The organism is Aeromonas sp. FDAARGOS 1408 (genome assembly GCF_019048665.1).
GTDB classification, from domain to species: domain Bacteria; phylum Pseudomonadota; class Gammaproteobacteria; order Enterobacterales; family Aeromonadaceae; genus Aeromonas; species Aeromonas dhakensis.
Window position 1 is genome coordinate 17,918 of the sequence record NZ_CP077394.1, and the last position, 12,433, is coordinate 30,350.

A 12,433-nucleotide genomic window follows, 5' to 3' on the forward strand; every position below is an offset into this window, starting at 1 on the left:
TTCGCGCATGAATAATGAAAACGGCGGCCCTCGGGCCGCCGTTTTGCATTTCAAGGAGGGAAGATCAGAGGTCGAGGGCGAAGCGCCCCTTGCCGGCCTGTTTGGCCCGGTACATGGCGCTGTCGGCCCGGTGCAGCAGGTCGTCGATGTGACAATACTGGCCCGAATGGCAGATGGCTTCGCCGATGCTGCCGGCGAGGGGCAACAGGTGGCCGGCTACGTCGGTCGGTACCGCCATGGCGGCCAGCAGCCGTTCGCACAGGGCGGGCAGCTCCAGCTCCGGCTGGCGCAGGGCCGGCAGTATGATGGTGAACTCGTCGCCGGCCAGGCGCGCCACCATGTCACCGGGGCGCACCTCGGCACTCAGCACGCTGGCGAAGCGTTGCAGCAGGGCGTCGCCGACATGGTGGCCGAGTTGATCGTTGATCCGCTTGAAGCCGTCGAGATCGAGAAACAGCAGCCCCAGGGTCTCGGCATTCTGACGCACCCGCTCCAGCTCCCGGGAGAGGCGCAGGGTGAAAGCGCGCCGGTTGGGCAGGCCGGTGAGGGGGTCGTGGGCCGCCTCGTGCTCCAGCTGGTTCTGCAGCGCCTTGAACTCGGTGATGTCGCTGCCGAGGATGTAGACCCCGGGCTCGTCGCCCCGGCTCGGGATCATGGTGATCCTGAGATCCCGTGGGCCTATGGGCAGCTCGAAGCGGTTCTCGAAACTCACCTGCTCGCCGGCGAGGGCCCGCTCCAGATGAGCGATGGCCCGGCCGTAAGCCGCTTCGCCGATCACCTCCCGCACGCTCATCTCCCGCATCCGCTCGGGATCCAGCCCGAAGTAGCGACAGTAGGCCTGGTTGGCAAACAGGTAGCGCCCCTCGGGCGAGACCATGCTGATGGTGACCGGCAGACCGTCGGTGATGGCCCGCAACCGGGCCCGCCCGCGCTCGATTTCCGCCAGCACCTGGCGGCGGGCGCTGATGTCGTGCAGGAACAGGGCGAGGCGTACCTTGCCGTCGAACTGGTAGCGTTCGGCGCTCACCTCGACCGGGACCTGGCGGCCGCTGCGGGTGCCGATGTCGCACTCCAGGCGGCGCTGCGCGCGCTCGGGATGGGTCAGCAGCGCCAGCAGAGGGTGAGCGCTGCCGAGCAGGGTGGGCAGGGTGCGTCCCAGCATCTCCTCGGGGTGCCAGCCGAGCAGGGTGGTGGAGGCCGGGTTCCAGCCGGTAATGACCAGCGCCTCGTCGAGCTCGAGGAAGGCGTTGCTGGTGTGCTCCAGCATGTGTTGCAGCCGGCGTTGCTCCTGCCACAGGCGTTGCTGCACGGCGCCGCGCTCCTGCATCTCGCCATGCAGTTGCTCCACCGTGCTCGACAGCTCGCGGGTGCGCTCACGCACCTGCTGCTCGAGCCCCTGCTGCAGTTGCAGCAGCTCGGCCTCGACCTGCTTGCGCTCGGTGAGGTCGGCAAAGACGGCGATCATGTGGGGGGCCATGGTGCGGCTCTGGCACAGGGTCACGCTGAGCTGGACCCAGCACAGGCTGCCATCGGCGCGGATCATCCGCTTCTCCAGCCGGTAGTCCTGCCGTTGCCCCGCGAGCAGGGCGGTGAACAGGGCCAGCTCGCGCGGCAGATCCTCGGGGTGGGTCATGGCGTGCCAGGTGCGTGTCAGCATCTCCTGTTCGCTGTAACCGAGCAGTCGCTCCAGCCCCGGGTTGGCCCGCAGCCAGCGTCCCTCGACCGACGAGAGGGCCATGCCCACCGACGACTGGTTGAAGGTGAGGGTGAACAGGTGCTCCTTGTCCTCCAGCACCTGGTTGAGGCTGCGTACCTGATGGCGCCTTTCCAGATCGTGCAGGGTGTTCTCCACCAGGCGGCCGAAGTCGTCGAGATCGCGACAGGCCTCCTCGTCGAGGTGGCGCGCTGCATGATCCACCAGACAGAGGGTGCCGAGCACCACGCCGTCCAGCGCCCGCAGTGGCCGGCCGGCATAGAAGACCACGTGGGGCTCGCCCGTCACCAGCGGGTTGTCGGCAAAGCGCGGGTCGTGCCTGGCATCCTGCACCTGCATGATGTCGGGGCGCAGGATGGCGTGGCCGCAAAAGGAGTGCTCCCGGCTGATCTCGCACAGGGTGACCCCGGTACGGGCGAGAAACCACTGCCGGTTCACGTCGGTCAGCGAGACCATGGCGATGGGCAGCGAGAAATGGCGGGTGATGAGCCGGGTCAGGCGATCCAGCTGGTCGATAGGCTCGCGGTCAAGCAAGCCCAGGATGCGGAGCCGTTCCAGTCGGCTCTCTTCATCCAAAGGAAGAGGGGGGGCAATCATACAGCGCTCCTGCTGGTGGCATTGCCTGGGTTGTATACAAGGCGATGAGGTCGCACCGTCTTATTGCGGTTCGACCGGTTTGCTTTTCTTCTTGTGCTTGCGCACCCGCATGTAGTTGCGGCGCACCCCGTAGGAGATGAGCAGCCCGGCCAGCAGGGCGACCAGCAGCATCAGCCGCTGTTTCTCCTGCACCACCTTGAGCCGGGTGTCCTTGTCCGCCAGCATCTGCTGCTCCTCCAGGGTAATGCGCAGATAGCCCAGCGTCTGCTCCCCATCCAGGATCTCCTGCACGAACTGGATGCGCCCCTTGCCCTGCTCGGGGACCGACTTGTTGTTGTCGCCGATGGGCAGCAGGCTGTCCAGCGGCACTGCATTGTCCGACTGGGCGAGGGGAATGCCGCGGGCATCGTAGAGGGTGACATCGAGGATCTCGGGCTCGGCGGCCAGATCCCGGGCCAGCCGCTCCAGCTCGCTGTTTTTCTCCTCCTTGATCCAGCGTTTCATGTCCCTGGCGGCATAGGCCACCAGTGCCTGGGCCCGGTTGCGCGCCTCGCTGTGCAGCGAGGCCTGGCTCTCGCCCTGCATATGAATGAGCACGGCGAGCACCCAGAGTCCGAGCAGGACACCGGCACCCAGACTGAGCACACGTTTGATGGGGAGATGACGCAAGCGTTGAGCCTTTTGCTGACAAGGAGTGGCGGGATCTTGGCGCTTGCCTGTACAAAAAGCAATACGCTACTCTGGGCCAGTTTTGTTAACCCCATGATCACCAAGGAAGGCGTTATCCCTATGTTGTTGTCCCAATTGCCCGCAGATATTTCAGAGTGGCCCGAGTGCCTGTCCGGCGCCCCCTGGTGGGAGGCGACGCCACAGGCGCTGCTGCCCGCCGCCAGTGCGCTGGATGGCGCCTGGCTGGTGCTGTTCGGTCGGACCCTTGGCGGCCACCATCTCGGCAGGCTGGCCGGGCTGCTGGCGCGGCACGGGCTGCAGGCACGACTCTATCCGCCCGCCATGCAGGCCGGGGTACCCCTGCTGCTGCTGGGCACGGATCGCTTCTCACCCGCTCTGGTACAGACGCTCAAGGGGGAGGAGTGGGATATCGATCTGTGTCATCTGCCGGCCCTGCCCAGTCTGGCTGAACCCGGCCTGCTGGTGATGGACATGGACTCTACCGCCATCCGCATCGAGTGCATCGACGAGATTGCCCGTTTGGCCGGGGTCGGCGAGCAGGTGGCGGCGGTCACTGCGGCCGCCATGCAGGGCAAGCTGGAGTTTTCCGACAGCCTGCGGGCCAGGGTCGCCCTGCTGGAGGGGGCACCGGTCACCATTCTCGACGAGGTGGCGGCCAACATGCCGTGGATGCCGGGCCTGCAACTGATGGTCGACACTCTCAAGCAGGCTGGCTGGAAGGTGGCGATCGCCTCCGGTGGTTTCACCCGTTTTGCCGGCCAGTTGCAGCGGGAGCTGGGGCTGGACGCCATCTTCGCCAACGAGCTGGCGGTGGTGGGGCCGCAGCTGACCGGCAAGGTGAGCGGGCGCATCGTCGATGCCACCGTCAAGGCCGAGGTGCTGCAGCAGCTGGCCGCGGAGTACGGCATCGCCACTGGCCAGACCGTGGCTGTCGGCGATGGTGCCAACGATCTCAAGATGATGGGGGTGGCCGGGCTCGGCATCGCCATCCACGCCAAACCGCTGGTGCGGGCCCAGGCGGCGGCCACCCTCAACCACCACGATCTGGAAGGGGTGATCTGCCTGCTTGGCGCCCTGACCTGCCGCCAGCAGCGCTGGGATCGGCGCTGAGCCCATCGGGCTGGACTCAACCCCACGTCACGGAGGACGTAGTCTCAAAATGGAACTGCAACAGCAATCCCTGTTTATTCCCTGCGGCGAACATAGGCTGCACGTTCGCCACATTCAGCCGCGGGTCGCGGTACATGGCGAGCCGATCCTGATGGTGCACGGCGCCATCGAGAACGGGCGCATCTTCTATACCGAGTCGGGCAAGGGGCTGGCCTGTTTTCTGGCCCGCCACGGCTATCAGGTCTATGTGGCCGATCTGCGCGGGCGGGGGCTTAGCACGCCGGCCATTGCCGAGCAGGCGGAACATGGCCAGCACGAGCTCATTACCGAGGACCTGCCGGCCCTGCACCGCTGGATTGCCGCCCGTCATGCCGGTTTCAAGCTGCACTGGATGGCCCACTCCTGGGGCGGCGTCATCATGGCATCGACCCTGGTGCGTTTTCCCGAGCTGGCGGAGCAGGTGGCCAGCCTGGTGTTCTTTGGTACCAAGCGCGGCGTGTCGGTACAAAATCCGGAGCGCTGGCTGAAGGTGGATCTGATCTGGAACCGGCTGGCCCCCTGGCTGGCCAGCCGCAACGGCTTCCTGGCTGCGCGCAGATTGAAGATAGGGGCGGATGACGAGCCGCTGCGCTACCTGCAGGAGACCATCCCCTGGGTCAAGTGTGGCCCCTGGCAGGATCCCAGCGACGGGTTCGCCTATGACGAGGCGGCCGCCCGGGTCAACTGGCCGCCGCTCTGGATGATCTCGGCCAAGGCGGACAAGGTGCTGGGTCACCCGACCGACGTGCGCCGCTTCAGTGCCGAGATGGGCTCGGCTGCACGCCATACCCGGCTCGGCCGGGACAACGGCAACCGGCTCGATTACGACCACATCAACATGCTGACTGCACCCCAGGCGCAGGAGGATCACTTCCCGCAGATCCTCGAATGGCTGCTCAACCCGCAGGCGGCCTGATGGGGGAACCCCCGGGGGGCTGGTAACCGCAATAATGCGAAAAAAAATGGCGGACCCAGGGTCCGCCATTGCTTGCTGCTTGGTGTAGCGCTGCCTCGAGTCGGCGCCCTCTTCTTTACTTGATGGGCGTCGTGATGCCGAGCCGGAACAGAGTTGCCTGGCTGGTATCGGTCAGCTCGCCAACCCCCACCACGCTCCACAGCTCCTCTTCCAGCTTCTTGGCCTTGTGAATGGCGAACTTGGCAATGTAGTCCAGCTCGTTGGCGATGAAGTTGGTATCGGGGCGGCCGGTACGGGAGATGCCGACCAGCACCGAGTAGAACTCCCCCTGGCGCAGCGCCTGCTCGATGAAGCTGCGCTTCTCCGCCACGTTCTGGAAGCTGCTGGCGAGCCGGCTGGTGAAGATGGGCAGGCCGGTCGCCGTCTGCAGACTGGCGATATAAACCTCCTCCTCCTGCGGCTGATCCTCGCGCTCGATGGCCCGCAGCGGGTTCATGATGAGCTGCTTGAGCAACTCCCCCTGGAACAGCGGGTAGAGGTTGTCCTGATCGCCCTGCTCGGCACAGGCCTTGAGCAGCCGCGACAGGCTGCGCGGCTGCGGCGCATGGCCGACCGAGGCCGGCTTGGGTGCACCCTTGAGCTTGTTGATGTAGACCGGGGTGCAGAAGACGTGGTGGGTATAGATGTTGCGCAGTGCCCGCGCCATGCCGCGATAACGGCGCTGCTCCTGGGCCGCTTTGAGCTTGTTCTGGTTGCTCTCGATCAGCAGCTTGAAGAACTGGCGGCCGGTGTGGCGCTCGGGATCCCCCTCGATGCACAGATGCAGCACGGTGCGGGTCAGGTTGATGCTGACCAGCCGGTAGGGGAGGCGTTGCAGATCCATGCTCTTGGAGAGTTCCTGCAGGCGCGGCAGGGCGATGGTGACTATGTCGTCCTTCGCTCCCTCGAACGGCTCTTCCAGCTCGATTTGCATGCCGTGGGCCGAGATGTCGCGGGTCCAGCCGAGCCAGGCCCGGCCATTGTGCTTGATGGCGACGGCGGTCTTGTGGATGTAGCGAGCCTCCTTGCGCAGCTGGACATAGTGCAGCGTCTCGATCTCGAAGGGGGCGGCACTGCTGTCGTGACCGAAGCGCTGCAGCTCGTTGGCGTTGTGCTGGCTGCTGGCGTCGAACTGGAACTCTTCCCGCTGGCTGTCGAGGCCGACTTGCTGCAGCAGGCCGACGTAGCTTATCTGCTTGAGCCGCTCCTGCAGCAGCATGTCCTGCAGCTGGGGACTCTCCTTGCCCTGCTGACTGGCCAGATCGGCCTCGTGCAGATCGCAGCGTTCCAGACTGAACTTGTAGACTCGCCAGCTGGGGCGACGGGCCCCGACCTGGAAGAAGAGCGACATCAGGCCGCTTTGCAGCAGCTCCTCCCGGGTGGCGGAGAAGAAGTAGAGGTGGCTGCGCACCGAGTGGGTAAAGCAGTAGATCAGGGTCTCTTTCAATTCTCCCTTCGCTGGCAACAGGGCTTGCATGCGGGTGGCCGAGAACAGGCTGGCGAGCATATCGCGGTTCTTGGCGTCGCGCCAATACTCCAGGATGTGCTGGTTGTTCTCGGTACGCAGGGCGATCTCGAGGCTGGGACTGTCGCCCGAGCCGAAGAACAGCGGCATGCCGGTCATGCGCGGCAGGTAGAACTGCTCATACCCCTTGATGATGGCGGCGGAGAGCAGGTAGTCGACGCTGACCCGGTAGCGGCTCTTGTTGCTCTCGATGAAATCGTTCAGAAACTGGTCGAAGGCCGGGTGCTCGCCAGTCTTGATCAGCCTGAGCCAGTATTTCCCCTCCTTGCTCTCTTCCCCGAGGATCTGGTAGCTGACCGAATGGTGCAGGACCGGGTTTGGGTGATCCCGCTCCAGCCCGGTGAAGAACACCTCGACCTGAGCGCCGGTCTGGTAGTTGGGCAGATAGGGCACCGAAACCCGGATCCCGCCTAGAGAGAGATCGGAACTCTTGGCGAACAGCTTGTCGCCATCGGCGAACTTGATCACCACGGGGGAGCTGAAGTGCATCCGCTCCTGGCGCCGGCCATAGTAGCTGGCAAAGGAGATGGGATTGACATCGTACTGGCGAAACGGGCTGACGGGGGGCTGGAGTTGGCCGTCGTTCTTGCCATGCTGGTATTTTTGCCAGTATTGCAGCGCTTCGTAGACCCCCAGGGTGTAGTCATCCTTGTAGAGGTAGCACTGGGACTGGAACAGGCCGATGGCCTCGGCCGGCATGAAATGGGTGATCCCTTCGAACTCGTGCACCAGGCACTCATCGCCCAGCTCGTCGCGCATGTCGATGACCCGGCGGCAGGGGGTGCATTTGCGTTTGAGCTCCATCTTGATCAGAAAACGGCTGTTGCTGTTCTCGTCCTGGGTCAGGCGATTGAAGATGTCATCGAAATCCTTTTCTCTGAGCAGAGGAATAAGTTGTTCAATCAGGTGCTGTTGTTGTTCTGATTCCATGTGTTCCTGCCACGGAAAGTCACTTTTCCGATTCTGGGTTTGATCTGTCGGTCGCAAACAAGTATATCAAGCAGGAATTCATCCTGTCCCCGAGTTATCCATGGCCAAAAACAAAACTGCCTATGTTTGTACCGAATGTGGCGCCGACTTCACACGCTGGCAGGGCCAGTGCAGTGAGTGCAAGGAGTGGAACACCATCAGCGAGGTGCGCCTCGGCTCGGTGACCCCGGGCAAGAGCGCCCGCTACAGCGGCTATGCCGGCGCCGTCGGCAGCCAGGTCCAGACGCTGGCGGAGATCGCCACCACCGAGATCCCCCGCTTCTCTTCCGGCTTCAAGGAGCTGGATCGGGTGCTTGGCGGCGGCGTGGTGCCGGGGTCGGCCATCCTGATCGGTGGCAACCCGGGGGCGGGCAAGTCGACCCTGTTGCTGCAGACCATGTGCGGCCTGGCCGAGCGAATGAAGACCCTGTACGTCACCGGTGAGGAGTCGTTGCAGCAGGTGGCGATGCGGGCATCGCGTCTCGGCCTGCCCACCGACAAGCTGCGCATGCTGTCGGAGACCTCGGTCGAGCAGATCTGCCTGATTGCCCAGCAGGAGCAGCCACAGATCATGGTCATCGACTCCATCCAGGTTATGCATGTGGCGGATGTGCAGTCGGCGCCGGGGTCCGTCTCCCAGGTGCGGGAAGCGGCGGCCCTGCTGACCCGCTATGCCAAGCAGAATCACGTCGCCATCTTCATGGTGGGCCACGTGACCAAGGATGGCACCCTGGCCGGTCCCAAGGTGCTGGAGCACTGCATCGACTGTTCCGTGCTGCTCGACGGCAGCCACGACTCCCGCTTTCGCACCCTGCGCTCCCACAAGAACCGCTTCGGGGCGGTCAACGAGCTGGGGGTCTTCGCTATGACGGGGCAGGGGATGCGGGAAGTGAGCAACCCTTCCGCCATCTTCCTCAGTCGCGGTGAGGAGCAGGCGCCCGGCTCCATCGTGATGGTGATCTGGGAGGGCACGCGTCCGCTGCTGGTGGAGTTGCAGGCGCTGGTGGACTACTCCCAGCTCTCCAATCCGCGTCGGGTGGCGGTGGGGATGGATCACAACCGGCTCGCCATGCTGCTGGCAGTGCTGCATCGCCACGGCGGGCTGCAGATGGCGGATCAGGATGTCTTCATCAACGTGGTCGGCGGGGTCAAGGTAGAGGAGACCAGTGCGGATCTGGCCCTGTTGCTGGCCATGGTCTCCAGTTTTCGCGATCACTCCCTGCCCAAGGATCTGGTGGTGTTCGGCGAGGTGGGGTTGTCCGGCGAGATCCGGCCCGTGCCGTCCGGCCAGGAGCGGCTGCAGGAGGCGGCCAAGCATGGCTTCCGCCGGGCCATAGTGCCGCACGCCAATGCCCCCAAGCATCCCATCGAGGGCATGGAAGTGGTGCCGGTCAAGAAGCTGGCCGATGCCCTGGAGGCCTTGTAATCGACATAGTGGCCGTAGGCAGGCAATAAAAAGGAGCGCAATGGCGCTCCTTTTTACATTGAATGTACCGCTCAGGGGTGAGGGTGTTCGAGATGTTCGCTCAGCAACTGTTCCAGCTCCCGGTGCAGCAACTCTTCATCGCCGACGTTGAGCTCGATCATCCGTTTGAGATGGGTGGCACTGTCGATGTCGATATGATGGCAGTAGAACCCAAGCTTCTTGCTGGCTTCATGGGTCAGCATGACCTGCATCTTGATCTCGATGTCACTGCCGCTCAGCACGAAGCTGAGTGAGTACTCTTTGTCGTCATTGCTTTCCCAGTCATCGGGCCGGATCAGCAGGGCGCCCTGCAGGGAAATATCGACCAGCTGGGTCCGCCATTTTTTATCGCCCTGGACGAGATCGGCCATGGTCAAGTAAAGGATCCGTGAAAAACGGCGACGCTCGGACATTCTCATCTCCTGTCAGCAATAGGTACGGGTGCTATAGGTCATGACATAGAGTGTAATGCACCTTGCACATCAGGATCTTGAACTGGCTCCGAAATTGGATATCAAACCTGTTGGGCGCTGAGTGACTCTACTACCTGCAGTGCCTTGATCAACCGATCTTCCTGCTTGAAACGATCTTCCAGCACGGGGCCAAGCTGGTTCAAGTCTTCATCCAGCAGCAGCATCTGGGCCTCGTCCGCGTTGCTGTACTTGTCGTTGAACTCCAGCGCGAACTCGGTGCAGGCGCGGATATGGGGGTAGATGCGCTTGGCCAGCTCCAGCTTGTCGCCGCTGGCCTGTTCGAAAGCGGTTACCACATGGTGGTAGATCTCGAAGTGGCCGGCGCTGACGTAGTCGACCAGCTGTTCGCAGAAACTTTGCAGTTCCACATGGCCCGGGAGCGAGCGCTGCTTGCTGTTGCGGGTGGGTTTCAAGCCGGCAAGCCGCATGTACTCGACCAGTAGTGCCTGTCTGGCGTCCAGCCAGTCATCGATAGCTCTGTGCTTTCCTGCCAATGCGCGTTTGGTTTGTTCCAGTTCAGTTAACATACTCCCTCCGTGGGGCATAGGCATGGAGTGCTATCGTGACAGGCCTCCGGCCTTTTTATGGACTGACGACACCTTCCTATAACTAGGGAAAATCCGGTTGACCGTCAATAGGGGCATGGGGATATTGTTACACCGGGTGGTGTTTTGGTTACAAGGCGCCATCATTTGCTCTCCTCTTCCCGTCAATTACGATCACGAAGGGGCGAGATATGTGACTATTTCCGCAGATCTTGATGAAAACCCCAGCATTCAAGCCAATCCGGCTGATAAAGCCTTTGCCTGAGTGTTTTTTTTTGAATAGAGTGGCCCGGTGCTAAATGCCCGATCATAAAGGAAATGTTATGAACAAAGCTCAACTTGTCGATGCAATTGCAGCCAAAGCAGATCTGAGCAAAGCTCAGGCCAAAGTTGCTCTGGAAGAGATCATCAATGGTATTACCCAGAGCCTGAAAGAAGGTGATGCTGTGCAGTTGGTGGGTTTTGGTACCTTCAAGGTGAACCATCGCGCTGGCCGTACCGGTCGCAATCCGCAAACTGGTAAAGAGATCCAGATTGCAGCCGCGAATGTGCCGTCCTTTGTGGCAGGCAAGGCGCTCAAAGACGCCGTCAAGTAATCCCCCAAAACCCGGCGCCAGCCGGGTTTTTTATTGCCATCGTCAGCGGAAATTGTTTCAGATACACTCAAGATATGGCGTGCGCTGTAGTGAGGTGGATGATGGAACAGAAAAATGCCATTCGGCAGGTTGCCGTGCCTTGGGCTCCGTCCCGCCAACTCCCCCCGGGCCTGGTTGTGGCCGAACTTCATCAGGATATCTGGAGCGATTCCCTTACCATCATGCTAGGCAGGGCTCGCAGCATCGATCTGCCGCCGCAGATCCTGTGCCGGGTCTATTTCCGGCATATCTTCGCGGTGCGGGTCATGGAGGATTGCGATCTGGCCGAGGGCAAGGATAGTCATGCCATCGAGGAGCAGATCCAGCTCATCACCCCGTCCCGGTTTGCCAGCTGGTTCCATCAGGAGTCGGACGGCCTGCACCTAGACGAGGATCTGCAGCACTATCGCATCTCGACCTGGGATTACTGCGCCGATGTGCTGACCTCCAGGGCGCCCGAGCTGCAGTTCGTGGACAAAGGCGATTAGCGAGGCTGAAGAGACAATAAAAAAACCGGCAACACTGAGTGTTGCCGGTTTTTTATTGGTCGATGCGGGGTGAGTTCAGCCGAGCAGCTGGTCCCGATGCAACCCTAGCACGATGAGCAGGCCGATGAAGTAGAAGGCGCTGATCTTGACGCCCAGGATGGCGAGCAGACCGGCGCAGAGTCGGACGATGGCCTTGTGCAGCCAGGAACCGGTGAAGCGGTACATGGTTACTCCGCCGCTTCGGTGGCGGCGAATTCCGGCACCTTGGCCATGGCATCCAGCACCACCTGGATATCTGCTCCTGGCTTGCAGGCATTTTCGCTCAGGTGACGGCGCCAGGCGCGAGCCCCCTGCATGTTCTGGAACAGCCCCAGCATGTGGCGGGTCATGTGGGAGAGATAGTTGCCCTTGGCCAGCTCCTGTTCGATATAGGGCAGCATCATCCGCACCACCTCGTGGCGACTCGGCACGGCGTTGTGCTGGCCGAATACTAGATTGTCCACCTGCGCCAGAATGTAGGGGTTCTGATAGGCCTCGCGCCCCATCATGACGCCATCCAGGTGCTGCAGGTGCTCGAGGGTCTGCTCCAGGGAGGTGACGCCGCCGTTGATGGCGATGGTGAGATCCGGGTAATCCTGTTTGACCCGGTAGACGCGGGGATAGTCGAGCGGCGGGATCTCGCGGTTCTCCTTGGGGCTCAGACCGCTCAGCCAGGCCTTGCGGGCATGGACGATGAAGGTATCGCAACCGGCGTCGCGCACCTGCTCGATGAAGGCCTGCAGAAATTCATAGGAGTCCTGATCGTCGATGCCGATGCGGGTCTTCACCGTCACCGGAATGTCGACCAGGTCGCGCATCGCCTTGACGCAGTCGGCCACCAGTGCGGGCTCTCCCATCAGGCAGGCGCCGAAGCGGCCATTCTGTACCCGATCGGAGGGGCAGCCAACGTTGATATTCACCTCGTCATAGCCACGCTCCTCGGCCAGCTTGGCGCAGCGTGCGAGATCGGTCGGATTGCTGCCACCCAGTTGCAGGGAGATGGGATGTTCCTGCTCGCTGTACCCCAGGTAATCCCCCTTGCCGTGAATGATGGCGCCGGTGGTCACCATCTCGGTATAGAGCAAGGTCTGGCGAGTCATCAGACGATGGAAATAACGGCAATGCCGATCGGTCCAGTCCAGCATGGGGGCGATGGAAAAACGCTGCGCCTGCATAAAAATCATCCGGG

The 12,433-nt window shown here is 62.4% G+C and carries 13 protein-coding genes; 6 read left to right on the forward strand and 7 right to left on the reverse strand.

From position 1 onward, the window contains the following. Positions 1–64 precede the first annotated feature (64 nt). Together I6L38_RS00095 and I6L38_RS00100 are read right to left on the reverse strand one after the other, a co-directional pair. Complete coding sequence (locus I6L38_RS00095) at positions 65–2,311, reverse strand: PAS domain S-box protein (RefSeq protein WP_216988985.1); 2,247 nt, start codon at positions 2,309–2,311, stop codon at positions 65–67. A gap of 60 nt (positions 2,312–2,371) precedes the next feature. Continuing rightward, the gene (locus tag I6L38_RS00100; RefSeq protein ID WP_005305087.1) at positions 2,372–2,980 is read right to left on the reverse strand and encodes an AhpA/YtjB family protein; all 609 of its coding nucleotides are present in this window, start codon (positions 2,978–2,980) and stop codon (positions 2,372–2,374) included. Positions 2,981–3,100: 120 nt separating this feature from the next. On the opposite strand from I6L38_RS00100, the gene serB reads away from it, so the two are divergent. Together serB and I6L38_RS00110 are read left to right on the forward strand one after the other, a co-directional pair. Continuing rightward, a complete protein-coding gene (gene serB / locus I6L38_RS00105) occupies positions 3,101–4,111 on the forward strand; it encodes a phosphoserine phosphatase SerB (RefSeq protein WP_043171435.1) in 1,011 nt (336 codons plus the stop codon). Between the two features lie 49 nt (positions 4,112–4,160). Continuing rightward, entirely contained in the window at positions 4,161–5,066 is a 906-nt protein-coding gene (locus I6L38_RS00110) for an alpha/beta fold hydrolase (protein ID WP_043171433.1), read from the forward strand. Between the two features lie 115 nt (positions 5,067–5,181). Here I6L38_RS00110 and I6L38_RS00115 read toward each other — a convergent pair whose 3' ends face one another. Beyond that, complete coding sequence (locus I6L38_RS00115; protein ID WP_005305078.1) at positions 5,182–7,560, reverse strand: PilZ domain-containing protein; 2,379 nt, start codon at positions 7,558–7,560, stop codon at positions 5,182–5,184. 100 nt (positions 7,561–7,660) lie between these two features. On the opposite strand from I6L38_RS00115, the gene radA reads away from it, so the two are divergent. Next, a complete protein-coding gene (gene radA / locus I6L38_RS00120) occupies positions 7,661–9,025 on the forward strand; it encodes a DNA repair protein RadA (protein ID WP_005305075.1) in 1,365 nt (454 codons plus the stop codon). 71 nt (positions 9,026–9,096) lie between these two features. On the opposite strand, the gene I6L38_RS00125 is transcribed toward radA, so the two are convergent. Both I6L38_RS00125 and I6L38_RS00130 read right to left on the reverse strand, forming a co-directional pair. Then, positions 9,097–9,477 (reverse strand): PilZ domain-containing protein, encoded by a 381-nt coding sequence (locus tag I6L38_RS00125; RefSeq protein WP_005305070.1) that lies wholly within the window; start codon positions 9,475–9,477, stop codon positions 9,097–9,099. Positions 9,478–9,578: 101 nt separating this feature from the next. Then, entirely contained in the window at positions 9,579–10,064 is a 486-nt protein-coding gene (locus tag I6L38_RS00130; protein ID WP_005305066.1) for an Rsd/AlgQ family anti-sigma factor, read from the reverse strand. Between the two features lie 97 nt (positions 10,065–10,161). Between I6L38_RS00130 and I6L38_RS00135 the strand changes: the two genes are divergently transcribed. The 3 genes from I6L38_RS00135 (at position 10,162) to I6L38_RS00145 (ending at position 11,205) form a co-directional block, all read left to right on the forward strand. Beyond that, complete coding sequence (locus tag I6L38_RS00135; RefSeq protein ID WP_128830359.1) at positions 10,162–10,347, forward strand: hypothetical protein; 186 nt, start codon at positions 10,162–10,164, stop codon at positions 10,345–10,347. 58 nt (positions 10,348–10,405) lie between these two features. Further along, the gene (hupA, locus tag I6L38_RS00140; RefSeq protein ID WP_005305063.1) at positions 10,406–10,678 is read left to right on the forward strand and encodes a nucleoid-associated protein HU-alpha; all 273 of its coding nucleotides are present in this window, start codon (positions 10,406–10,408) and stop codon (positions 10,676–10,678) included. 101 nt (positions 10,679–10,779) lie between these two features. After that, entirely contained in the window at positions 10,780–11,205 is a 426-nt protein-coding gene (locus tag I6L38_RS00145; RefSeq protein ID WP_010636148.1) for a hypothetical protein, read from the forward strand. A gap of 75 nt (positions 11,206–11,280) precedes the next feature. Here the strand turns inward: I6L38_RS00145 and I6L38_RS00150 are convergent, their stop codons facing one another. Together I6L38_RS00150 and dusA are read right to left on the reverse strand one after the other, a co-directional pair. Beyond that, positions 11,281–11,430 (reverse strand): hypothetical protein, encoded by a 150-nt coding sequence (locus I6L38_RS00150; RefSeq protein WP_010636149.1) that lies wholly within the window; start codon positions 11,428–11,430, stop codon positions 11,281–11,283. Positions 11,431–11,432: 2 nt separating this feature from the next. Further along, positions 11,433–12,419, reverse strand: coding sequence for a tRNA dihydrouridine(20/20a) synthase DusA (gene dusA / locus I6L38_RS00155; protein ID WP_043171432.1), 987 nt, complete (start codon positions 12,417–12,419; stop codon positions 11,433–11,435). Positions 12,420–12,433: the final 14 nt, after the last annotated feature.